Below are 21,118 nucleotides of genomic sequence, written 5' to 3' on the forward strand. Positions count from 1 at the left end.
ATAAAGAAGGATAGATTTGGCATGAATTTCTTCCGTACCACATTATTGCTGGCCGCCATGACGGGCCTGTTCATGGCCATCGGCTATTTGCTCGGTGGCTCGGGAGGCATGATGATTGCCTTCATCTTTGCGCTGGGCATGAATGTGTTCAGCTATTGGAATTCGGACAAGATGGTGCTGCGCATGCACAACGCCATGGAGGTGGATGCGCGTACGGCTCCTGAATATTACGAGATTGTGCAGAAGCTGGCCAAGTCTGCCGGGCTGCCCATGCCCAAGGTGTATGTCATCAATTCCGATCAGCCCAATGCGTTCGCCACCGGACGTAGTCCGCAGCATGCTGCTGTTGCTGCCTCGACGGGCCTGCTCAACCGGCTGACCTATGAAGAGGTGGCTGGCGTGATGGCCCATGAGCTGGCGCATATCAAGAATTACGACATTCTGACCATGACCGTGACGGCGACCTTTGCGGGTGCCATTTCCATGCTCGCCAACTTTGCGATGTTTTTTGGCGGCAGCAGGGAAAGGGGCGGTATCATCGGCACGATTGCCATCATGATTCTGGCTCCGTTGGCAGCGTCCATCGTGCAGATGGCCATCAGCCGGACGCGGGAATATGCGGCTGACAAGACCGGTGCTGAAATCTGCGGTCAGCCCATGTGGCTGGCTACGGCGCTGGCCAAGATTGCCAACGCTGCGGGGCGCACGGCCAATGTGACCGCCGAACAGCATCCTGAAACGGCCCATATGTTCATTATCAACCCGCTATCGGGGCAGAAGATGGATAATCTCTTCTCCACCCACCCCGATACGCAGAATCGGATCGATGCGCTGCAGTCGCTGCAGTCTGAATGGTATGGCGGACAGAGCCCTCTCAAGGTAAGTGGTGGCGGTACGCTCGGAGCTTCCCAGCGTCGCGGCCAGATGCAACAGGATGCGGGCGCAGACGGCCCTTGGGGGCGCAGTTCTTCCCCAAGGGATGACAATCAGCCCGGGCCTTGGGGCTAGGGGGAGATTGGCTGCGTTGCAGCTTGAGACGAATCATTCAGGAGATAGGAAGAGCCCGGTTAAGCCGGGCTTTTTTATGTCTCCGGTATAGGCTGCGCGTTCCATGCAACTATGGGACATTGTGCAACAGGTGGTTTTCCCGTGCTGGACCTTAGGAGGTTTCCATAATTCCTTGAGAGTTGCCATTTCGCGTTTGTTGTCCCCTTTTTTGCCTTTATTGGCATGTTCTAAACGGGGCTCTACGAAAAAGAAAAAGGAATATTCGATGTTTTTGATCTGGAGAGGCTGGGGCCTTCTGCTTCCTCTTGGTGTCTTCGCCGGTGCATTTATCGGTTTTCTCGTATCCGGTAGCCTTCTTGGCCCTCAGTCCGGTTTTGCTCCTGTCATTATTTCGCTTTTTGCGACAATCGGGGCCTATGGCGTTGTGGCGCTTCTCGGCCGTACTGATAAGGGCAAAGTGGTTATCGACAAGGATAGTGGAGAGGAACTTCTTTTGAAGCGGGGCGATAGCCTGTTTTTCATTCCTGTTCGTTTCTGGTTCTATCTGCTTGTCATTATTACTGTTGTGGCCTTTGGTATCAGCGTCTTTTCTCTGTTCGCTGGCTAAAGAGATTGTCTGCATTGGTTTTGTGAATATCGATCGCGTAAGCCGTGTGACTTTCAAACCCGGATCTAGATCCGGGTTTTTTTATTGGCGATTTCGATTGATCTATGTTTGATAGAGCGCCTGTAAAGGCAGGAAAGGCTTGTCTGCTCAAGCTGACGCGGCTCTTTTCTGGTAACAATCCGGGTTTAGACAAAGAGAGCCAACGTGGACGGATCTTACGACTTGCTTCGCACCCTTGTGCATTATTCAGGGCATTTTCTGGTGCCATTTGTGCTGGCTCGGTTGCTCTTTCCCAAAGAGATATGGCTCAAGGCTGCATTGGTCATGGTCGCTACCATTGTCATCGATGTGGACCATCTTTTGGCCGACCCGATTTTTGATCCGAACCGTTGCAGCATCGGTTTTCATCCGCTGCATACGCTTTGGGCTGGTGTGGTTTATGTCGGGCTTGTGTTGGTGCCAGACTGGCGGGCACGGGCGTTCGGCCTTGGGGCGTTGTTCCATTTGGCGGTGGATGCCAATGACTGCTTCATGGGTGGCACTTTCTAGCACCGGCTTGGTAAAACCTAATCATGAAAAAGCCGCCTGCGGGGTCTCCCGAGGCGGCTTTTTTGATTGCTTTGAAGGGGCGGCCTATCAGCTGGCCTTTTTGGAGGCGCGCATGGCCCGCTTGCGATCATTGGGATCCAGCAGGATCTTGCGCAGGCGGATGGACTGTGGCGTCACTTCTACCAGTTCATCATCGGAGATGTAGCTCAGCGCAGCTTCAAGGCTCAGCCTTAGCGGCGTGGTCAGCTTGATGGCATCATCCTTGCCCGAAGAGCGGATGTTGGTCAGCTGCTTGCCCTTGAGCACGTTGATGTCCAGATCGTTGCCGCGCGTATGCTCGCCCACAATCATGCCTTCATAGACCTTGGTGCCCGGATCGATCATCATAGGTCCGCGATCTTCCAGCTGCCAGAGGGCGTAAGCCACAGCTTCGCCATTGCCGTTGGAAAGCAATACGCCGGTGTTGCGCGAGGCGATCTCGCCCTTGTGCGGCTGATATTCATGGAAAATACGGTTCATGATGGCCGTGCCGCGCGTGTCGCTGAGCAGTTCGGACTGGTAGCCGATCAGGCCACGGGTCGGCGCGTGGAACATCAGGCGTGTACGACCGCCACCGGATGGGCGCATTTCGACCATTTCGGCTTTGCGTTCCTGCATCTTTTGCACAACGATACCGGAAAATTCATCATCAACGTCGATGGTAACTTCTTCGATTGGCTCGAGGCGCTTGCCATTTTCGTCCTTCTGCATGACGACCTGCGGACGGCCGACGCCAAGTTCGAAGCCTTCGCGACGCATATTCTCGATGAGGATGGAGAGCATCAGCTCGCCACGGCCCGATACGATGAAGGCGTCTGTGCCCTGGGCTTCTTCCACTTTCAGGGCAACGTTGCCCTCGGCTTCAGACAGCAGGCGGGAACGGATGACGCGGCTCTGTACCTTGTCGCCTTCCTGGCCGGCCAGCGGGCTGTCGTTGACGCGGAAGGTCATGGACAAGGTTGGCGGGTCAATCGGCTGGGCCTGAATGGCTTCGGTCACGGCTGGCGCGCAGATGGTGTCGGCAACGGTGGCCTTCTGCAGGCCGGCGATGGAAACGATGTCGCCTGCTTCGCCCTTTTCGATGGCGGCGCGTTCAAGGCCGCGGAAAGCCAGAACCTTGGAGATGCGGCCCTGTTCGATCAGTGAACCATCACGGGACAAAGCCTTGACGGCCATGTTCGGGGTGACCTCGCCTGCGATGATACGACCGGTCAGGATGCGGCCAAGGAAGTTGTCCGACTGAATGGTGGTTGCCAGCAGACGGAATTCGCCTTCTTCCACTTTGGGGGCAGGCACATGCTTGATGACCATATCGAACAATGGCTCAAGGCTATCCTTGGGGCCGTCCGGATCGGTCGCCATCCAGCCGTTCTTGGCGGAGCCGTAAAGAACGGGGAAGTCGAGCTGATGCTCGTCGGCATCCAGATTGGCGAACAGGTCAAAGACTTCGTCGAGCACTTCGTCAGCGCGCTGCTCGGGTTTGTCGATCTTGTTGATGGCTACGATCGGGCGCAGGCCAAGATTCAATGCCTTGGAGACCACGAATTTGGTCTGAGGCATAGGGCCTTCAGCCGCATCCACCAGCACGATAACGCCATCGACCATGTTGAGGATACGTTCCACTTCGCCGCCAAAGTCGGCGTGGCCCGGGGTGTCAACGATGTTGATGCGTGTGCCGTCATGTTCCAGCGAAGTCACTTTGGCCAAAATGGTGATACCGCGCTCACGTTCGATATCGTTGGAATCCATCATCCGTTCTTCGGTTTGCTGGTTGGCCCGGAACATGCCAGAGGCTTTGAGCAGTTCATCGATCAGAGTGGTCTTGCCGTGGTCAACGTGTGCGATGATCGCAATGTTGCGCAGATTCATGTCTGTTTCTCATGTTTTACGGGCATAGCAAACGGCCTCGGCAAATGCCGACGCACCCTCTCAGCCCGACTTATTCAGGAAGTTGGCGCAAGCTCTATACGAATTTTCCCCAGTTGAAAAGCCTTGTTCATGCGGAAAAACGGCAAATTGGCTGCGTTGCAGTATTGCATAGCTCCCTAAAGCGTTCCTGTGACAGGGGAATGAAGCTTGTTGCGGGACCATAATTGACCGATCTCGAACAGCGATGCGCGCGGCTTAAGACCGCGTTTTCATAGGCGCGTTTGCGGTCGATACCGATTGTGGAGGCGCACCCTTCAGGGGTGAGGAGATGGATCGCGATGAGACCAGCTTTGTGTTGAACGGTCTTGTTGCCTTTGACGCGTGCTCAGTCGGCCAGACCTCAAAAGCTGTCTGGTAGGAGACATAAAGAGGGTGTTTTGGGTGATTGTCGCGGGAGAGGCCAAGATGGTGCAATACCAACCCTTCCGAGGCCAGCAGCCTGGAGACCGCAGGTCCCATGCCCAGATAGGCTCCGTGGGTGCCCCATGCACACAGGATCGTGTCGGCAAGACGGGCGGATTTCGTCAGGATGGCCAGATTGTCCGGCCCTATCGGCTCCTTTGCCCGTTTGAGGTCTTTCGGATCTGTGGCGCGATAGGCAAAGAGGTTGCAAGCCCTGAAACCGCCATAGCCCAGTGCGCGGGCACGTCGTTCGCAGCGCTCGATGGTGGGATCATTCTTCAGCTCGGTTGCCGTGGACGGATTGAGCATGATGAACAGGAGTTTGGGGGCCGTCTCGTCCCAGACCCGCGTGAGGGCGTAGCGGTAGGTTTCGCATGGCGAGTAATGGGCCGTGGAGATTTTGCCCTCTTCGATATGCTGTCTGATCAAAAGTGTTTCGGTCATATGCGTTTCCAAAGAGGGCAATATGCTCTGTTTCATGCGCGTCAGAGACGCACAACGCCCTTCTTGACGATAATATTGCCATAGAGCCGCCGTTCGCCGGTCTGGACGATGGCATAGGCGTTCTGGGAGCGCTCATAGAAGGCAAAGCGGTTCATCGATGCAATGTCTGCCGGATTGTCAGCCGCATCTTTGATGACAGACTGGAATTCGGTCACAACAGGCGGAATCTCGGCAGTATCGCCAACCACTTCCATCACATAGGCCGGGTCTTTCACGAAGTCGTCCAGTGGCATCAGCTCCAGCACGGCTTTCAAAACGTCCGTTGCCAATATGCCGTCAAGGCGCACATAGCGGCAGCCGTTGGTGCGGGCGATCTGCTCGCCGGGGTAATTCGCATCAGCAATCACCAGATCATCGCCATGTCCCATGGCAGCGAGAATATGAAGAAGGTCTGGGGAGAGAAGTGGATTGATATTTCTAAGCATTGGATGGTTCCCAATCACATAAAGGCCTTATGGATACAGGATCGCGGCTGGTTTGCGGGTGCAAATCGACTAAGGAGCAATCTGTCTCATCCATAAAAAATGGCGAGGTTGTAACCCCGCCACTTTGTCATTCCAGATTGGAGGCTTCAACTTAGCCTTTGGCCTTGCGGTTGCGATAGCCAATGGTCCTTAGGCGCAGTCCCTGCAGCTCGATAAAGCCGGCAGCGTCATTATGGTCATAGTCGATCGCGCCTTCTTCGAAGGTCACCAGATCTTCGCTATAGAGGCTGTATTCGCTGTCTCGGGCGATGACGTCAACATTGCCCTTGTAGAGCTTCAGTTTAACAGTGCCGGTGACATATTCCTGAGATTTGTCGATCAGAGCCTGCAGCATTTCGCGTTCCGGGCTGTACCAGAAGCCGTTATAGATCAACTCTGCATAGCGCGGCATGATGGAATCCTTCAGGTGCGCCGAGCCGCCATCAAGGGTGATGGATTCGATGCCGCGGTGCGCTGCGATCAGGATCGTGCCGCCCGGGGTTTCATAGATGCCACGGGATTTCATGCCGACGAAACGGTTTTCCACCAGATCAAGGCGGCCGATGCCATTGTCATGGCCCAGCTCGTTGAGCTTGGTGAGAATTTCGGCCGGGGTCATTTTGACGCCATCAATGGAAACAGCGTCGCCCTTTTCAAAGCCAACTTCGATGATGGTGGCTTTGTCTGGAGCCGCTTCCGGGCTGATGGTGCGGGAATAGACATATTCCTCAGCCGGGATGGCCGGATCTTCCAGAACACGGCCTTCAGAAGAGGTGTGCAGCAGGTTGGCATCCACCGAGAAGGGGGCTTCGCCGCGTTTGTCCTTGGTGATGGGGATCTGGTTTTGCTCTGCGAACTCAAGAAGCTTGGTGCGCGAGGTCAGGTCCCATTCACGCCAAGGTGCGATGACCTTGATGTCCGGGTTGAGGGCACGGGCGGCCAGTTCGAAACGAACCTGATCATTGCCCTTGCCGGTTGCGCCGTGAGCGACGGCATCGGCGCCGGTTTCCTTGGCGATCTCGACAAGGCGTTTGGAGATCAGCGGGCGGGCGATGGAGGTGCCGAGCAGGTAGACGCCTTCATAAAGGGCGTTGGCGCGGAACATCGGGAAAACGAAGTCACGCACGAATTCTTCGCGGACATCTTCGATATAGATATCCTTGATGCCTAGCATTTCGGCTTTTTTGCGGGCTGGTTCCAGCTCTTCACCCTGACCGAGATCGGCGGTGAAGGTAACCACTTCGCAGCCATATTCGGTCTGCAGCCATTTGAGAATGATGGATGTATCCAGGCCCCCTGAATAGGCCAATACGACTTTTTTGATATCGCCTTTTTTCGCCATGCGATTTCACCTGATTGTCTGGAGGCGCCTGATGCAATGTCTGCGCCATAGTCATTGGGAAGAGACTGCTCTCTTTAATATATCTGGCGGCACTATAGGCGCTATATAATTCTGCGCAAGAGGGAGAGGGGAGAATTTCCTCCTGAGGGGGGCGAGTTATCCGCCGGGTTTTGTCCTTATGGCAGCGTAGGTCCTTCCACTCTGCCAAGGCTTCTTAGCATTTGGCTGGGTTATTGGCTCAGAATGCGCCAGAGCGTTGCAAGGCGCGCGCGGAGCTGTTGTCCTGTATGATCCCAGTTTTCCTCGATTCTCTGTGCCCTGTCGCCAAACCATCCGGCCCGCTGCATGAGGCGATAGAGGATGAGCATCACCCAGCCTGTCAGCGCCCACGAAAGGAGAATGTCGGAGAGGAAATGCCCCCCAAAGGCGATGCGATTAAGCGAGATCAGCACACACAGAGTGGCAAGGAGCCAAACTGATGCCTTGCGCCAGGCAAATGGCAATAGCAATACCAATCCCAACATCCAGAAGCCCATTGAGGCTTCACCTGATACGAAGGAACAGTTGCTCTGGCAGTGATCGGCCAACACCCAGACTTCAGAGTAGGGCCAGTCGCCGCCAAACAGATCTGTCTGGATCGGGCGGGCGCGGCCCCAGTTGGCCTTGAGCAGGCCATTGACCAGTAGTCCCGGCCCCAATAGGGCGCTTGCTCCCAGAAATAAGACAATCGGGAGGGGAAACAGCTTCTTGAGAGATGGCCAGAAGAGACGCGCAAGAGCGAAGCCAAGCAAGAGCAGAATGGCGGAACGAGGCAGAAACAGGCCCAGCTTGCGCAACCGCAGTGGCACATCGTGAGCCTTGAGCCAGAAGCCATCGACAGGACTGAAAAAGAGCCCACTGACCCAGATGTCCAGCTCCGGCAGGATGAGAAAGAGGCTTGATAGCAGCAAAATCGCCATAGTCGCCCAATAGACAGGGTAACGGTATGCTTCGTGTATAAAAGTCTTGCGCATGGGTGGGTCCGGGTCGCTTGGTCTTTGCCTGCTCTAGCCTATTTGTCGGGCAAAGAAAAGGGACTGCGGGCGGTTGCATCGTGGTGATGACTTATGTCCTTCTGGGTGGGGAAAGGATCGATTCGATGACGCATTTATGGATAAGTCTGATGCGGTTGGTTCTTGTTGCCTTTCTTGGCGCGGGACTCTTTGCCGTCAGCAGCGTTTCCGGCGCGACACAAAGCCGGGATGATAGTTGCAGAGCTCTGTCCATGGTGCGGTGTGATGCAGCGTCCCGATGTATTTGGGTGAAGAGCTACATGACCAAGACGGGCGCACGCATTGGTGCCCATTGCCTGGCCAAGAACCGCAATAAAAGCTCGGCCATCAATAAATTGCTCAATGGCGAGAAGTCCTCCACTACCGTCACGCGGATCCCCCCCCAGAGGCGGGGCAGTATCACGCGCAATCCCAAGCCCTCTGAAAAGCTTAGATAGGCTCTGCGGGTGCGATCGCGGGGTTTGTCGCTTCATGGTGACATGAAAAGAGCCGACGCAAGGGCTGTGATCGCTTGCATCGGCTCTGGCTCGCTATCTTTGGGAGGATAGGGCCTATCAATGGGTATTTTTCTTTGAAAAGTAGGCGTTAGTGTTTGCGTGAAAGGGCCTGAAGCATATTGACCCATGGCATGAAAGGTTGCCATTCAGGACGTTCAAACGGGTCCTGGAAGGCGTCATGTTTGGTATGGCTGGTCTTTGTTGCAGAATCCCACATGAGCAATGTTTGCATATGTGTCATTTTCTACACTCCTGCATTATGCGCATAAAAATCCCTGCCGTCGGCCCGTGGAGGCAGGAACGGATGATTCTATACGCCGATTGTGACTGATGGTTCCCTTGGAATGGCTCGGTGTTGATCCATTGAAAAATCGCGCACCGGTCCTTGGGGACACCCTAAGATATAGCATCACCCGCATGAGCGATGTAGATTAGAGTTTGAAAGTCGTTTTTCATTCTTATGCGTTTCGCCTGTTTGTGCTCCGTAGGAAAGAAGTGTCATGGAAGCAAGTTGGGATGATCTCAGGCTCTTTATGATTGTGGCCGAGTGCGGCGGATTATCCGGTGCAGCGGCGCGTACGGGGCTTAGTGCGCCGACAATCGGGCGACGCATTCTGGCTCTTGAGCGGACGATGAATCGTTTGCTGTTCGAGCGCAGCAGACGCGGCTATGTCTTGGCCAAGGACGGCGAGATTCTGCTTGAGCAGGTCAAGCAGATGCAGAAGATCTCAACCGAGATAACGGACTGGCATGGCGGCGCCTTCAAGGATCCTGTGGTGGAAGTCGCTGCCGATACATGGTTAGCAATGTTTTTTGCGCATCATGGCAAGGACCTGTCTAAGGGGCCGGGTGATATTCGAGTCGGCTTTACCGACTGTCATGAAACAACCCAACATATCAATCGCGACAGGCTCGTGTTTCTGACGATTGCACCGCCCACTTCAGGCAACTATGCCATCCTGCAATCGGTCGTGATGCGCTATGCGGTCTATAAAAGCATTGAGCTGGCCCAAACAGAGGATGTGCCATGGATTTCTCTGGGCAAGGAGACGTCGCGTTTTCCCGCCGATCGTTGGGTGTTTGAGCATTTTGACAGGGAAATCTACAGTTGGACCAACAAGGCGCATATGTTGCTGCACCTCATCGTGAGCGGGCAGGGGCGAGGGGTTTTGCCTTGCTTCATCGGAGATATGCAGCCTTCCGTGATCCGGGAAGGCGATATAATCGAGGATTTAACCACGCGGCTCTATATCGTGGTCAATGATGATGATCGCCGACGCCCCGAAGTGCGCATGATGATGGATCGCGTGGCAGGTCTGCTTAGCGATCATGCCGAGCTGTTCGCCGGTCGCGGCGGCGCTTGAGTCGGCCTTACCGCTTGCTTGCATCCTGAATCGTGCCGCATCTTCGCCACTATTCCTCCATACCGCTTTTTTCGACATTCGTGTCTATTATTAGAAGCTCTCGAAAAGAGATGCCAACCCGGCAGAGCCTTCATGTTCTGGTTTGTCGGGTTTTCAGTTTTGTAAGGAAGAGAAGAAGAAAATGTCCGTAAAACCGTTTGTTATCGGAGCGCTGGTCTTCGCTGTCTGTGAATATCTCGCCTATGTCGCCTATAGCGGCGAAACTCTAGGTGTGAGTGGGCGGCGCGGTCGCGCGATAGCCGATCTGGTCAATTGGCTTGTTGCCAAGGTGGGCAGTATGCCGGCCGCGGGAATTCTTGCCGTGGCAGGACTGCTGCTGGCACTGATTGCTTTCAAGGCAGCCGTGCGCAAGGCTGCGGCCTAGTCGGCTTCTATTCTGACAAGCCAAATCTGGAGAGGTGCGTTCCTGCTGGAGCGCGCCTTTTTTTTGCGAGACGAGCAGAGATATTCCAAGAGTTTTCGTGACTTCAGAGTGATTTGGGCTTGTTGTCGAGAGATCGCTTGACGATGCCTGCGCCTCTTCCTGCAATCAGCCAGTAGACAAAGCCGCCGATGAGGCCCGCTGCCATGGCGCGAATATCTATGGCGATTGCCATGGCATCAACCGGCTCATTGGGAGAATGGGTAATAAAGAAGGACAGCACCAACCCATAGGCCAAATAGATCCAGATGCTGCGCCATGAGAAGATTTCCGCGATGATCAGGCCCAGAATGGCTGGATAGAAGGCAAAATGCCCCAGTGGGAAGACAAGTACAAAGCCGGAAAAGATGGCGAACATATTTTCCGCTGCCGGATCATGATACATGCCGGGGCTGGGCGCCATGGAATTGAGGGCAAAGCCCAGAAAGATGCTGGCTGCCATGATGGCCAGAAACAGGCCGATTGGCACCATGATGATGCGGGCAATCAGGCGGGACAGGCTCATGGCAGGCTCCTTGGGCTTACTGGGTATCTTGCGAGTGAGAGAAGGGGAGTGTTTGGGCTCTCCCTATTCCTCTTCTTCCATATCGTCGTTGGAGCCGTCGCCGACAAGGTTTGCCAAGCGCATTCTTTCAAGGGCGGCCAACTCGGCTTCCAGCTTTTCGCGCTCAACCTTGCGCAGGCGCTCGGATTCGGATTTCAACTGGCCACAGGCAGCATAGATGTCACGTCCGCGTGGCGTGCGAACCGGAGACGCATAACCGGCGCGGTTGATGAAATCAGCAAATTCCTCGATCTGGTCCCAGTCGGAGCATTCATAATTGCTGCCCGGCCACGGATTAAAGGGAATGAGGTTGATTTTTGCCGGGATGCCGCGCAGCAGCTTTACGAGGTTGCGGGCATCCTCGATGGAATCATTCACACCCTTGAGCATCACATATTCGAAGGTGATGCGCTTGGCGTTGGAAACGCCGGGATAAGTACGGCACGCCTCAAGCAGTTCCTTGAGGTTCCACTTCTTGTTGATGGGCACGATTTCGTCGCGCAACTCATCATTGGTGGCATGAAGGGAAATGGCCAGCATGCAGCCGACTTCCTCGCCAGCGCGCCGGATGTTTGGCACGTGCCCGGAGGTCGACAGCGTGATGCGGCGCTTGGAGATGGACAGACCTTCACCATCGGACATGATCAGCATCGCGGTTTTCACATGGTCATAGTTGAAGAGTGGTTCGCCCATGCCCATCATGACGACGTTGGAAACAAAACGGCCCATTTTTGGTACGATGGTGCCGACCTTTGCTTCGCGATCAGGGAAATCGTTGAGGATTTCGCGCGCAACGCGCAGCTGAGCGACGATTTCTTCCGCTGTCAGGTTGCGCACCAGCTTCTGGGTGCCTGTGTGGCAGAAGGTGCAGTTGAGCGTGCAGCCAACCTGGGAGGAAACGCAAAGCGTGCCCCGATTTTCATCGGGAATATAGACAGTTTCCACTTCCACCGGACGTCCGGCGCCACGGGGCGGAAAGCGCAGCAGCCATTTGCGGGTGCCGTCTACCGAGATCTGTTCGGCGACCAGTTCGGGATGGGTAATGGTGTAGACCAGATCCATCTTGGCGCGCAGATCCTTCGACACGTTGGTCATCTGATCAAAGGAAGTGGCCCCGCGCACATAGATCCAGTGCCAGAGCTGGTTGACGCGCATGCGGATCTGCTTTTCCGCCACGCCGACCCGGCGCATTGCCTCCGAAAGGTCTTCGCGGTTCATGCCCACAAGATTGAGCTTGTCCGGATCAAGGGCAGGCCAGGTGTAATTGTGGCTTGTTTCAATAGCGACAGTGTCCAGAACAGGGGTCTCCTGTGCTGTGTCGAGAGCGGAGGCGTGCGTCATGTAATTTTCAAAGCCGCGGGTTGGCGCGGTTCCTCTTTTCAAGGCCGATCACGTCTGTTCCTTCGCTTGCCGATCGGCAAAGGCGCAAGGTGTGGCGCGATCCTTGTAGACTGCCATTCCAGAACGACCACCGTGCATTGGCTATGGGTGGCCCGATCCTTGCCCTTTTTTCAGCAAATGCTGTCCATCAGGGGGCAATCCGGTTGAATGCTGTGCGAATTGGCGGGTGTATAAAGCAAAAAAGCGGCCTTGTCAGCCGCTTTTGTTGATTTTTCTGGTCACTTTATCTTACTGACACTCGGCCAGAGCCTTGCGGGTTGCCGCCGTAACGCCCGAGAGGGAGTAGGTATCAACCGTCAGGGTGCCGCGAGACGAGGTGCCCTTGACGACCATGCTTGCGCCAGCGCGCATTGCATTGACCAAACGGGCTTCTTCAGCTGCATTCTCAAGCCAGGCTCCATCGCCGGACGTATAAAGAGAGAATGTATCCGAACCGACCTGAATGGAGGTCTTGGACCCCTCTTTGTAAGGATAGCCGGTGATCACGTTCACTTCTTCGCGAACACCTTCGCGCGGGCGCGTGGTGATGAAGAAATAGACCGGATCGCGGTTCACATTCTTTGGCTCCATGTCTTTGGGTTGGCTAACCGCAAAGCACATCTTGCCACGTTGAGGATCGTTAAAAACATAAGCACCCCAATCTTGGAATTGTTCGACGCGAGTGGCCGCGCCCTGAGCATTTGCTGCAGTGGCGGAAAGTGCGAGAAGGGTGGCTGCTCCGAGGATTTTTACGCTTTTCATCTCTACCTGTCGCTTTCGACTGGATGCCAACAGGAGCCTCAAGCTCCAATTCATTCATTTAACATTTACCAAAGTCAGGGTTACCAAACAGTGAAGTTGCAGCAAATTTTGATTTTTTTTGCTCGTTTGCCGTTCACTGCCCGGAATTCCGCGATTCTGATGTGATTGCAGGCAAGATTCACCGCAAATGCGGCAAGAGATAGGCAGATGCCATCTTCTCTGTTGTCTAAAGATCCTTCTTTGAAAGAAGACCTTCAGGCCATTTTTCAGCCCTTGAGCGCATCCGGTGTACCGGAGCGGAATCTTGGCTGGCCATGTTGATGCACACGGGTTTCGCGTGGGCCGCCAGCGCGCACCGGACGATCAGTAAAACCGCCCATGGATTGCACACGATCATACATGATGATCGCACCCGCTGTCGCGACATTCAGGCAGAAGCGTGTCGGGATCTTGACGATGAATTCGCATTTATCCTGCATCGACTTGGTCAGGTTACCCCGCTCGGGGCCCAGAATATAGGCTGCCTTGGTCGGGTGCCTGAAACTGGGCAGATCCACGGCGTCGTCTGTCAGTTCGATGCCGACAAGGCGGCAATCCTTGGGCAGTATGAGCTCATCTTCACTGGCCCATGGATAATAGGGCAGGTGGTCGCCGCTGTTGGAGGTGTCCGTTCCCGGCTTGGCGAATGTTTTTTCCGCCGCAATCGTGAAAAAGAAGCTGGCGCCGAAGGCATGGGCCGTTCTGACCAGATTTCCGAAGTTGCCCTCTTTGGATAGCCCTTGTACGCCGACTGCGAAATATCCGCGCATTTGTTTCCTGTCTTCCGCTTTTGTTGTTCTTTGTTTTGGTGCTGCGGCTTGCTGCTCTGGTAAGGTATCAGCGCAATGGCCACAGATGCGCCTTTCTAGACCAGAACGCGCCAAAAGGGAACCATCTGGCTTTTCACAGCGCAAAAGCTCGGCGATGAGCTAGACAAAAAGCGCAGTGATGAAATTTCGGGTTGATAAAATTTTTTCTGAAACCCTATCATTTGCAGATCATTCTTTCGGCCCGATTGGCGGGCAAATTTATTGCAAATGGACTAGTCTCTTGAAACACCTATATCTGGCTGGCCTTGTCGCCTGCGCGTTTGCGGTCTTTATGGCCTCTTGCCCTTCATCCATGGCGCGCGAAGATCTCGTGGTTCAGTATCTGAGGGCGGAAAATGGCTCTGATCTTGGCCTCTTCACGGTTAAAAAGGTCAATCTGGAAGCCCATGGGGACAGAAGTGATGAATATATCGTCTCCTTCAGGGGCTCGCTATATTGCGGGACCGCAGGCTGTTCCCATGAAGTCTTGCAGGTTCGCGACAGGAAGGTGACCAAGCTTTTGGACATTGTCACCCATTCGATAGACCCGATTGAGGATCAATCTCGGAATGGCATGAAAGGGCTGATGCTTGGTGGCAGCAGGGGCGACGCGATCTGGGCGTTTGATGGCCAGGAATATCAGCATGTTAAAAATCTAAGTGAGCAGCAGCAGGCCTCCGCTCCTTCCCCTACTCCTTCAGCCCCTGCATCGGGCTGGGGCGCTCAACCCGACACCCGACCAAGTCCGCCCCCGAACGTGCGGGAAATCCAGTCAGCGCTCAACTATCTGGGCTTCTGTGTCGGGCCGGTCGACGGAATTATGGGCCGCAAGACGCGTGATGCCATTGCGTCCTTCAAGCGTAACCGGCGGGAATGGACAGCCAAAAACGAGACCTCGAGTATGATGACGGATCAGTTTGTCAGGGTGCTGCGCAAAGCTCGGGCCGAACAAGGGGCAGGCTCCGATCGATGCGCCGCTATGGCTCGGGCTGTTCGGCCCAAAATACCCGGGAGCTATCTCAATGAAAAAATTTATCAAAATAGTGAGGTGGATACACTTCTGTATTTGATGGGGAACGGCGAATTCAAGTTGAGCGTGATGCAATATAAGCCTTTGGGCACGCCGGGGCGCTATGTAATTTTGGTTTCGGGTGTTTACTCGGTCAGAGGGAGAGACGTTATTCTTCATGTGCAACGCTCGGATCCTCCCGGAGCCCCCAATAGAAGTGTTTTCGTGCTAACCCGGGATGGCAAAGCCCTGATTAATGAAGGGGTTGTTTACTACAAACAGCGCTAGATTTTACTTTGCCTGCCTCCTTTTGTCTTATTGCGCGTGTTTGCATCTTTGTGACGCCGTTTTCTCATGCTAGGGCTATGGGGAGGGTTGCAGAAGGGGGAACCGAGTATGCGGGCAATTGTGTGCGATGCCTTTGAAGGCGTTGATAATCTCAAGCTGGTTGACATGAAGAAACCTTCTGCCGGGCCGGGGGAGGTTTTGATCCGGGTGAAGGCGGCCGCGCTTAATTTCTTCGACACGTTGATTTTGCACGACAAATATCAGTTCACACCTGAGCTGCCTTTTTCTCCTGCTGGGGAGATCGCCGGTATTATCGAGGCGGTTGGGGAAGGGGTGGACCCGCACCGCGTTGGTGAAAAGGCAATTGCCTATATCCGTTGGGGTGGCGCGCGCGACTATGTCGTTGTCCAGCAGGATGAAGCGATCACGATGCCGTCCAAACTCGGCTTTGAGCATGCTGCCGGTCTGATGATTACCTATGGCACCACCATTTATGGCCTTCGCAGCCGCGCCCGCATGCAGCCGGGGGAAACCCTTGCGGTGCTTGGAGCCGCTGGGGGCGTTGGGCTTGCTGCAGTGGAAATCGGCAAGCTGATGGGGGCTCGGGTCATCGCCTGTGCGTCATCGGATGAGAAGCTTCAGCTTTGCAAGGCCCATGGCGCAGATGACCTTCTCAATTACAAGACAGATGACCTTAAGGAGGCGCTGAAAGACATGACCTACGGCCATGGTGTCGATGTGGTCTATGATCCGGTTGGTGGCGATCTGTCCGAAGCGGCGCTCAGAGCTACGGGCTGGTATGGGCGGTTTCTGGTTATCGGTTTTGCGTCGGGCGCCATCCCCAAAATGCCGCTCAATCTGGTGATGCTGAAGGGCGTGGACCTGCTTGGGGTCTTTTGGGGAGAGGCGATCGGGCGGGAGCCCGCTGATCATGCGGAGAATATGAAGCAGATCATGGCCTGGGTCGCCAGCGGTCAGCTCAAGCCATATATCGATCGCCGTTATGCTCTTGAAGAAACGCCAGAGGCGATCAAGGCCATTGCCAACAGAGAAGCCAAGGGCAAGGTGGTGATCACGCTTTAGGCCGAGTGGCCAAGAGAGGTTTTGGCTAGCGCTCTACATGCACATCATGCTCGGCCATGGCCTGTTTGGCACGCAGCCGGTGTTTATCGGTGATGTTGCCGTGTACGGTCTTGATGACATAGGTCAGCAGCGCGATGTCGTCGGCAAAGCCGAGGCCGAAAATCATGTCGGGGATGGCATCCAGTGGCAAGACGAAATAGGCGAGCGCCCCGATCAGCGTGAGGCGCACCTTGACCGGCGTTTCGGGATCAAAAGCACAATAATAGGCGGCGACCACATCCTCGATGATGGGCATCTGCTTGGCTGCTTTTCTGACCACAGACCAGAATTTCTTGCGTACATTGGCAGCCTTTTTGGCCATGGAAGAATCGCGATGGCCCTGCTCATCCTCGGCTGCTTTCTCTGGCGGAAGCAGTTCGATTTCGTCTTCGGAATAGTGTTTATCAGCCATTTGTCCTTCCCCAGAATGTCTTGCCTTCTTGATATGGGGCAAAATATGCGGAAAGCAAGCTGCGTGCGACGGGAATGTCGGGTGGCTTTGGGGATTGTCGAAGGAAGGCAGATAACAAAAACCCTCCGGGGGAGGAGGTCCGGAGGGCTTTGTTAGGAGATTCAAAACTGGGAGGAGGTAGTTTTGAATCGATCAGGCTTTGGGAGGAGGAAAAGCCTGAATTCCTTGAAACTCGTGGCTTTCGCTTGGACATTTCTGTCAGCGAAAGACTTTTTATTTTGCAGTAGCAGCTTCACGTGCGATTTCGGTGATGTCGCCGCGGGAAATTCCCAGTTCGCCCAGATCGCGATTGCTCAGGCGGGCAAGTTCATCAACCGTGTCACGGTAGTTGCGCCACTGGCGATAGTTTTCAACAACAGTATTGATCATCGGTGTCATTCCTTTGTTGCTATGTGGCTGTTTATCTTCAACTGCGTTTCAGAAGCGTTTACTTGATTTTGTCTTTCGAACTCGTCATCGCTTCCTTGACCATGAATATAGTTCATGGCTCTCGATTTTACATCGCACAAAATTGCATGGCTGTTTTGTTGGCATTGCATTTGTGGTGGTGATTATTTTTTAGGCAGACTATTTTTGCATATCTACATGGGTTTTGTCTTTGAAAACAGATATTTAAAAATTTTTCCAATTGCTTGATAGACGCTAAATATCAAACTTTTTGGTTCAAGAATTTCTTTCAGACTTGATGTCAAGCAGTGGATACGTGTTTTTACGCTGGGTTTTCTCCTTGTTTGGGGCGTCGTGCAGCCATGGAAAAAGCCCGAAGCGATTGCTCCGGGCTTTGTATATTGGACAGGCTTTCGCCTTTTTCTGGCGAAGTGTTCCCTAGTGCCGGAAATGGCGCATGCCGGTCATGACCATGGCAAGGCCGGCTTCGTTGGCCGCATCGATGACTTCCTGATCGCGCATGGAGCCGCCTGGCTGGATAACAGCGGTTGCTCCGGCTTCGGCGGCTGCCAGAAGACCATCGGCAAATGGGAAGAAGGCATCGGAGGCCACAACGCATCCCTTTGTGAGTGGTTCGGTCATTCCGGCTGCCTCGGCTGCGTCTTCTGCCTTGCGGGCTGCGATGCGGGCAGAATCCACACGGCTCATCTGGCCAGCGCCGATGCCGACGGTCGCGCCGTCTTTCACATAGATGATGGCGTTGGATTTGACATGCTTGCAAACCTGGAACGCAAATTTGAGATCGGCCATTTCCTGCTCGGAAGGCTGGCGCTCGGTAGCAACCGTGAGGTCCAGATCTGCGACGTTGCCGTTGTCGCGGTTCTGTACCAGGAGGCCGCCGGAAACGGATTTGACGGTCACGCCTTCTTCGCGTGGATCAGCAAGGCCACCGGTGAGCAGCAGGCGCAGGTTCTTCTTCTTGGAGACAAGCGCCTTGGCGCCTTCCGTTGCATCGGGGGCGATGATCACTTCAACGAAGATCTTTGTGATTTCTTCTGCGACTGCTTCATCCAGTGTGCCGTTCAGGGCCACGATGCCGCCAAATGCGGAAACCGGATCACAGGCCAGCGCCTTGACATAGGCGTCTTTGAGCGTAGCGCCCATGGCGACACCGCAAGGGTTGGCATGTTTGATGATGGCAACGGCCGGAGAGATGGCCGGATCGAACTCGCAGACCAGCTCGAAGGCGGCGTCGGTGTCGTTGATGTTGTTGTAGGAAAGCTGCTTGCCCTGTACCTGCGTTGCGGTGGCAACACCGGGGCGGGAAGAGGCGGTCTTGTAGAAACCGGCTTTCTGGTGCGGGTTTTCGCCGTAGCGCATCACTTCAGCCAGTTCACCACCAAAGGCGCGGAAGGTTGGAGATTCGATTTCCAGTTCAGCGGCGAACCAGCCAGAGATGGCTGCATCGTAAGCGGCGGTGCGGGCATAGGCCTTGGCGGCAAATTTCTTGCGCACGTCATAGCTGATGCCACCCTTTTCCTCGATCTGGGCGAGGATCTCGGCATAGTCTGCCGGATCAACCAAGGTGGTGACGAAAGCGTGGTTCTTTGCCGCAGCGCGGATCATGGCCGGGCCGCCTATGTCGATATTTTCAACAGTGGTGGCATAGTCTGCTCCCTTGAGGATGGTTTCCTCGAAGGGATAAAGGTTGACCACCAGCAGGTCGATTTCCGGAATGCCATGCTCTTTCATTGCTGCGCTGTGGGCTTCCACCGAACGGGCGCCCAGAAGACCGCCATGCACGCGGGGATGTAGGGTCTTGACGCGGCCATCCATGATTTCCGGGAATTCGGTAACCTCGGAGATGTCTTTGACCGGAATGCCAGCATCGGCAATGGCCTTGCAGGTGCCGCCGGTCGAGACAAGCTCGACGCCTTTGTCGGCGAGGGCCTTGGCAAAGTCGACAATGCCGGTTTTATCAGAAACGGAGATGAGAGCGCGCTTGACGGAAACAACTTCCGGCGCGGAAACAGAAAGAGGAGCTACGGACATCGGTTATCCTGCTGCGTTTGATATGGGAAATTTCGCCATTGCGATAGCACAAATCAGCTTGGAGGGAAACAATCCATTTAGCACAAAACGGCATCATTGTGTTGCCTTTTTGGCATCAAAGGAGGGGTGTCCTAGAGAGGAGCAATCGCGACGCGCTCAAAGAACCAGTTGACGGTCGGTACATGGCTGGCATGGCCATAAATGACGAGCTGTGTGGTCGGGCGGATGCCGTGAATATCGGAAAGATAGACACTCTCTTCGATGCCGGGATCGATTTCCTGGCAAACGAATTTCCAGATCTCGCCGTTGGCAAGCCCCAGATAGGCGACGTCCCTGTCTTCGGAGAATTCCACCTGTACCGATGGATGAAGATGGAAGCGGATGGCGTAGCTGTCCTGTCCCTTGGTGATGCCTTTGCCTATGGCATCCATTTCATCGCGCCCATCCAGACGGCGTCCATCGATGGCCAGCCAAATCTGGCGCGTGTGCCGAATGCCGAATTTCGAGCCATAGGCATCATGGCTGGCATGGATCGTTTCCTGCCCACGTTCAAGAAAACGCTCATATCTGACATGGCTATCCCCACAAATCAGCGGGCGGCCATCCAGGTCAAAGCTCCTTGGGGCGATCTTGCAAGTCGAATGGTCCTGCACGATGAGGGTGGAATGCGCTGCCGTGCTGCGGGCCAATTCGCGCCAGCCTTCATGTTGTGGCGCAGGGGTGCCGCAGTTGACCACCATGGGAGCCGTGCCGGAGCAGATTTCAAAGGACAGCGCGCCTGCATGGGCCAGTGTGGATTGCTCGGTCGGCGGCGGGGCGCCGGTATCCATGATGAGAATCGACTGGCCTGCTTCCATGCGCTGATAGCCCGAGAAGGAGGCATCCGAGACGGGGGTGCCGCGGGTGTCATCATAGGCCAGAATGGTGGCCAGAGAATCCGCCGGTGTAGCGCCGGTGCCATTGAAATGGGCAAAACTGCCATTGGGGTGGCGGAAAAAACGCAGCATGGGCATCATGCGTTCGATGGCTAGATTCATGCCTTCGGGCGGCACCATGTCGCGGGACATGAAGGTCTGGCGCAAAGGCAGCAGCTCCAGCAGGATGGACACGATGGCCAGCGGGTTGCGCGAAACATGGCCGCCATCCGGCAGGATTTGGTCGTTGAGCTCATGGACCAACCGCTTGGAAACGGAGCGCACGAGGCGCTCCTTATCCGAAAAGCAAAGCCAACCAGCCAGCTCGGCAATCAGAAGAAGCAACCTGTCGAGATTGTTGGGCATACCCGAGTATGTCGCACGCAAATACCGCACCTGTAGATAAAGCGCGCGCAAGAAGGCGCGATAGAAGACATGGTCTGCATCCTGAAGGATTAAGGGCGAATTGTTAAGCCATGCCAGCACCCTGTTTGCCACCACGGGAGCGGCCCATGCTTCATAATCCAGTTTGCCGGAATTCTTGATCCAGTCTTCTACCAAGGCTCGGGCATTCGAGCGCGGCAGGGTGGCATTGGAGGCGCGCAGATGGCGCAGCCAGCGGAAGCCATGCAGCTCGCGCGCCCATTCCTTGCTAGGGGCGGCATGCACAAATGGGGAGTGGCCCTGACAATTTTCCACCTGACCGGCAAAAATGAAAAGACCCGAATAGATATCCTCTGCGATGGTCGGATCAGAGGTACGCAAATCTTGCGGCGCAATGAGCAACCGGTCCGGGCAGCGCGGAACATAACGCGTGTTGCAGGCTGGCCGCCTAACCGGGATGCGCTTGGCACGGCGCAAAAGAGTCGCCATGGAGATTCGCAGTTTTTGCCAGTTTTGTGACACGCAATAGTCGTCCGTGTTAAGGGCTCCCTTCAAGCAGGGCTTCTGTGAAAGGGAGCTGATGGCCAGGATTGGTACGGGCTTCAAACCATTTGGGTCTTTGCCGCGCGTCATCCGATTCATGAATGGTCCAAGCGCTCAGTCATCCGATCATGGCGAATCACCGGATGCAGGCGCTTTTTGGTAATCGATTGGTTAC

At 55.0% G+C, this 21,118-nt stretch carries 22 protein-coding genes; 8 read left to right on the top strand and 14 right to left on the bottom strand.

What is annotated here, in order from left to right:
• Positions 1 to 21 precede the first annotated feature (21 nt).
• From htpX to ACKPCT_RS18620, 3 genes are all read left to right on the top strand, one after another.
• The gene (gene htpX, locus ACKPCT_RS18610) at positions 22 to 1,008 is read left to right on the top strand and encodes a zinc metalloprotease HtpX (protein ID WP_319567615.1); all 987 of its coding nucleotides are present in this window, start codon (positions 22 to 24) and stop codon (positions 1,006 to 1,008) included.
• 265 nt (positions 1,009 to 1,273) lie between these two features.
• Positions 1,274 to 1,615 carry a hypothetical protein gene (locus tag ACKPCT_RS18615; RefSeq protein WP_319567616.1) on the top strand — a complete coding sequence of 114 codons (342 nt, stop codon included), beginning with the start codon at positions 1,274 to 1,276 and terminating at the stop codon, positions 1,613 to 1,615.
• 204 nt (positions 1,616 to 1,819) lie between these two features.
• On the top strand, positions 1,820 to 2,164 hold the full coding sequence (locus ACKPCT_RS18620; RefSeq protein ID WP_090074590.1) for a DUF6122 family protein: 345 nt from the start codon (positions 1,820 to 1,822) through the stop codon (positions 2,162 to 2,164).
• An 87-nt stretch (positions 2,165 to 2,251) separates the two neighbouring features.
• Here the strand turns inward: ACKPCT_RS18620 and typA are convergent, their stop codons facing one another.
• The 5 genes from typA to ACKPCT_RS18645 form a co-directional block, all read right to left on the bottom strand.
• Positions 2,252 to 4,072: a translational GTPase TypA gene (gene typA, locus ACKPCT_RS18625; RefSeq protein WP_319567617.1), complete on the bottom strand. Its 1,821-nt coding sequence runs from the start codon at positions 4,070 to 4,072 to the stop codon at positions 2,252 to 2,254.
• A gap of 255 nt (positions 4,073 to 4,327) precedes the next feature.
• On the bottom strand, positions 4,328 to 4,978 hold the full coding sequence (locus ACKPCT_RS18630; RefSeq protein WP_319567618.1) for a DUF1643 domain-containing protein: 651 nt from the start codon (positions 4,976 to 4,978) through the stop codon (positions 4,328 to 4,330).
• 41 nt (positions 4,979 to 5,019) lie between these two features.
• A complete protein-coding gene (locus tag ACKPCT_RS18635; RefSeq protein ID WP_319567619.1) occupies positions 5,020 to 5,463 on the bottom strand; it encodes an RbsD/FucU family protein in 444 nt (147 codons plus the stop codon).
• 151 nt (positions 5,464 to 5,614) lie between these two features.
• On the bottom strand, positions 5,615 to 6,844 hold the full coding sequence (locus tag ACKPCT_RS18640; RefSeq protein ID WP_090074593.1) for an argininosuccinate synthase: 1,230 nt from the start codon (positions 6,842 to 6,844) through the stop codon (positions 5,615 to 5,617).
• Positions 6,845 to 7,074: 230 nt separating this feature from the next.
• Positions 7,075 to 7,857 carry a phosphatase PAP2 family protein gene (locus ACKPCT_RS18645; RefSeq protein ID WP_319567620.1) on the bottom strand — a complete coding sequence of 261 codons (783 nt, stop codon included), beginning with the start codon at positions 7,855 to 7,857 and terminating at the stop codon, positions 7,075 to 7,077.
• Between the two features lie 125 nt (positions 7,858 to 7,982).
• Between ACKPCT_RS18645 and ACKPCT_RS18650 the strand changes: the two genes are divergently transcribed.
• The gene (locus ACKPCT_RS18650; RefSeq protein ID WP_139229309.1) at positions 7,983 to 8,333 is read left to right on the top strand and encodes a hypothetical protein; all 351 of its coding nucleotides are present in this window, start codon (positions 7,983 to 7,985) and stop codon (positions 8,331 to 8,333) included.
• A gap of 148 nt (positions 8,334 to 8,481) precedes the next feature.
• Here ACKPCT_RS18650 and ACKPCT_RS18655 read toward each other — a convergent pair whose 3' ends face one another.
• The gene (locus ACKPCT_RS18655; RefSeq protein ID WP_175528144.1) at positions 8,482 to 8,634 is read right to left on the bottom strand and encodes a hypothetical protein; all 153 of its coding nucleotides are present in this window, start codon (positions 8,632 to 8,634) and stop codon (positions 8,482 to 8,484) included.
• Between the two features lie 259 nt (positions 8,635 to 8,893).
• Between ACKPCT_RS18655 and ACKPCT_RS18660 the strand changes: the two genes are divergently transcribed.
• Together ACKPCT_RS18660 and ACKPCT_RS18665 are read left to right on the top strand one after the other, a co-directional pair.
• Positions 8,894 to 9,757, top strand: coding sequence for a LysR family transcriptional regulator (locus tag ACKPCT_RS18660; RefSeq protein ID WP_319567621.1), 864 nt, complete (start codon positions 8,894 to 8,896; stop codon positions 9,755 to 9,757).
• 181 nt (positions 9,758 to 9,938) lie between these two features.
• Positions 9,939 to 10,181, top strand: a complete 243-nt coding sequence (locus ACKPCT_RS18665; protein WP_090074597.1) for a hypothetical protein — start codon at positions 9,939 to 9,941, stop codon at positions 10,179 to 10,181.
• A gap of 103 nt (positions 10,182 to 10,284) precedes the next feature.
• Here the strand turns inward: ACKPCT_RS18665 and ACKPCT_RS18670 are convergent, their stop codons facing one another.
• The 4 genes from ACKPCT_RS18670 to ACKPCT_RS18685 form a co-directional block, all read right to left on the bottom strand.
• Entirely contained in the window at positions 10,285 to 10,743 is a 459-nt protein-coding gene (locus ACKPCT_RS18670) for a hypothetical protein (protein ID WP_090074598.1), read from the bottom strand.
• A gap of 63 nt (positions 10,744 to 10,806) precedes the next feature.
• Complete coding sequence (rlmN, locus tag ACKPCT_RS18675) at positions 10,807 to 12,063, bottom strand: 23S rRNA (adenine(2503)-C(2))-methyltransferase RlmN (RefSeq protein ID WP_319569442.1); 1,257 nt, start codon at positions 12,061 to 12,063, stop codon at positions 10,807 to 10,809.
• 348 nt (positions 12,064 to 12,411) lie between these two features.
• Positions 12,412 to 12,924, bottom strand: a complete 513-nt coding sequence (locus ACKPCT_RS18680) for an invasion associated locus B family protein (protein ID WP_090074600.1) — start codon at positions 12,922 to 12,924, stop codon at positions 12,412 to 12,414.
• A gap of 266 nt (positions 12,925 to 13,190) precedes the next feature.
• Positions 13,191 to 13,733 carry an RNA methyltransferase gene (locus tag ACKPCT_RS18685; protein ID WP_090074601.1) on the bottom strand — a complete coding sequence of 181 codons (543 nt, stop codon included), beginning with the start codon at positions 13,731 to 13,733 and terminating at the stop codon, positions 13,191 to 13,193.
• Positions 13,734 to 14,013: 280 nt separating this feature from the next.
• On the opposite strand from ACKPCT_RS18685, the gene ACKPCT_RS18690 reads away from it, so the two are divergent.
• Together ACKPCT_RS18690 and ACKPCT_RS18695 are read left to right on the top strand one after the other, a co-directional pair.
• Positions 14,014 to 15,069, top strand: coding sequence for a peptidoglycan-binding domain-containing protein (locus ACKPCT_RS18690; protein WP_210186795.1), 1,056 nt, complete (start codon positions 14,014 to 14,016; stop codon positions 15,067 to 15,069).
• Between the two features lie 108 nt (positions 15,070 to 15,177).
• On the top strand, positions 15,178 to 16,152 hold the full coding sequence (locus ACKPCT_RS18695) for an NADPH:quinone oxidoreductase family protein (RefSeq protein WP_319567622.1): 975 nt from the start codon (positions 15,178 to 15,180) through the stop codon (positions 16,150 to 16,152).
• A 25-nt stretch (positions 16,153 to 16,177) separates the two neighbouring features.
• On the opposite strand, the gene ACKPCT_RS18700 is transcribed toward ACKPCT_RS18695, so the two are convergent.
• From ACKPCT_RS18700 to ACKPCT_RS18715, 4 genes are all read right to left on the bottom strand, one after another.
• The gene (locus tag ACKPCT_RS18700) at positions 16,178 to 16,513 is read right to left on the bottom strand and encodes a YkvA family protein (RefSeq protein ID WP_394705150.1); all 336 of its coding nucleotides are present in this window, start codon (positions 16,511 to 16,513) and stop codon (positions 16,178 to 16,180) included.
• A gap of 363 nt (positions 16,514 to 16,876) precedes the next feature.
• On the bottom strand, positions 16,877 to 17,032 hold the full coding sequence (locus ACKPCT_RS18705; protein ID WP_090074688.1) for a DUF1127 domain-containing protein: 156 nt from the start codon (positions 17,030 to 17,032) through the stop codon (positions 16,877 to 16,879).
• A gap of 456 nt (positions 17,033 to 17,488) precedes the next feature.
• Positions 17,489 to 19,102, bottom strand: a complete 1,614-nt coding sequence (purH, locus tag ACKPCT_RS18710; protein ID WP_319567623.1) for a bifunctional phosphoribosylaminoimidazolecarboxamide formyltransferase/IMP cyclohydrolase — start codon at positions 19,100 to 19,102, stop codon at positions 17,489 to 17,491.
• A 131-nt stretch (positions 19,103 to 19,233) separates the two neighbouring features.
• Positions 19,234 to 20,889, bottom strand: a complete 1,656-nt coding sequence (locus ACKPCT_RS18715; protein ID WP_175528145.1) for a heparinase II/III family protein — start codon at positions 20,887 to 20,889, stop codon at positions 19,234 to 19,236.
• Between the last annotated feature and the right edge of the window lie 229 nt (positions 20,890 to 21,118).

It is taken from the genome of Cohaesibacter marisflavi (assembly GCF_963665895.2).
Lineage (GTDB): Bacteria > Pseudomonadota > Alphaproteobacteria > Rhizobiales > Cohaesibacteraceae > Cohaesibacter > Cohaesibacter marisflavi.

Excerpts from the sequence above, each read along its gene's own strand:
- htpX (WP_319567615.1), top strand. The coding sequence starts at position 22 with ATGAATTTCTTCCGTACCACATTATTGCTGGCCGCCATGACGGGCCTG.
- ACKPCT_RS18615 (WP_319567616.1), top strand. The coding sequence starts at position 1,274 with ATGTTTTTGATCTGGAGAGGCTGGGGCCTTCTGCTTCCTCTTGGTGTC.
- typA (WP_319567617.1), bottom strand. The coding sequence starts at position 4,072 with ATGAATCTGCGCAACATTGCGATCATCGCACACGTTGACCACGGCAAG.
- ACKPCT_RS18630 (WP_319567618.1), bottom strand. The coding sequence starts at position 4,978 with ATGACCGAAACACTTTTGATCAGACAGCATATCGAAGAGGGCAAAATC.
- ACKPCT_RS18635 (WP_319567619.1), bottom strand. The coding sequence starts at position 5,463 with ATGCTTAGAAATATCAATCCACTTCTCTCCCCAGACCTTCTTCATATT.
- ACKPCT_RS18640 (WP_090074593.1), bottom strand. The coding sequence starts at position 6,844 with ATGGCGAAAAAAGGCGATATCAAAAAAGTCGTATTGGCCTATTCAGGG.
- ACKPCT_RS18645 (WP_319567620.1), bottom strand. The coding sequence starts at position 7,857 with ATGCGCAAGACTTTTATACACGAAGCATACCGTTACCCTGTCTATTGG.
- ACKPCT_RS18650 (WP_139229309.1), top strand. The coding sequence starts at position 7,983 with ATGACGCATTTATGGATAAGTCTGATGCGGTTGGTTCTTGTTGCCTTT.
- ACKPCT_RS18655 (WP_175528144.1), bottom strand. The coding sequence starts at position 8,634 with ATGACACATATGCAAACATTGCTCATGTGGGATTCTGCAACAAAGACC.
- ACKPCT_RS18660 (WP_319567621.1), top strand. The coding sequence starts at position 8,894 with ATGGAAGCAAGTTGGGATGATCTCAGGCTCTTTATGATTGTGGCCGAG.
- ACKPCT_RS18665 (WP_090074597.1), top strand. The coding sequence starts at position 9,939 with ATGTCCGTAAAACCGTTTGTTATCGGAGCGCTGGTCTTCGCTGTCTGT.
- ACKPCT_RS18670 (WP_090074598.1), bottom strand. The coding sequence starts at position 10,743 with ATGAGCCTGTCCCGCCTGATTGCCCGCATCATCATGGTGCCAATCGGC.
- ACKPCT_RS18680 (WP_090074600.1), bottom strand. The coding sequence starts at position 12,924 with ATGAAAAGCGTAAAAATCCTCGGAGCAGCCACCCTTCTCGCACTTTCC.
- ACKPCT_RS18685 (WP_090074601.1), bottom strand. The coding sequence starts at position 13,733 with ATGCGCGGATATTTCGCAGTCGGCGTACAAGGGCTATCCAAAGAGGGC.
- ACKPCT_RS18695 (WP_319567622.1), top strand. The coding sequence starts at position 15,178 with ATGCGGGCAATTGTGTGCGATGCCTTTGAAGGCGTTGATAATCTCAAG.
- ACKPCT_RS18700 (WP_394705150.1), bottom strand. The coding sequence starts at position 16,513 with ATGGCCAAAAAGGCTGCCAATGTACGCAAGAAATTCTGGTCTGTGGTC.
- ACKPCT_RS18705 (WP_090074688.1), bottom strand. The coding sequence starts at position 17,032 with ATGATCAATACTGTTGTTGAAAACTATCGCCAGTGGCGCAACTACCGT.
- purH (WP_319567623.1), bottom strand. The coding sequence starts at position 19,102 with ATGTCCGTAGCTCCTCTTTCTGTTTCCGCGCCGGAAGTTGTTTCCGTC.
- ACKPCT_RS18715 (WP_175528145.1), bottom strand. The coding sequence starts at position 20,889 with ATGGCGACTCTTTTGCGCCGTGCCAAGCGCATCCCGGTTAGGCGGCCA.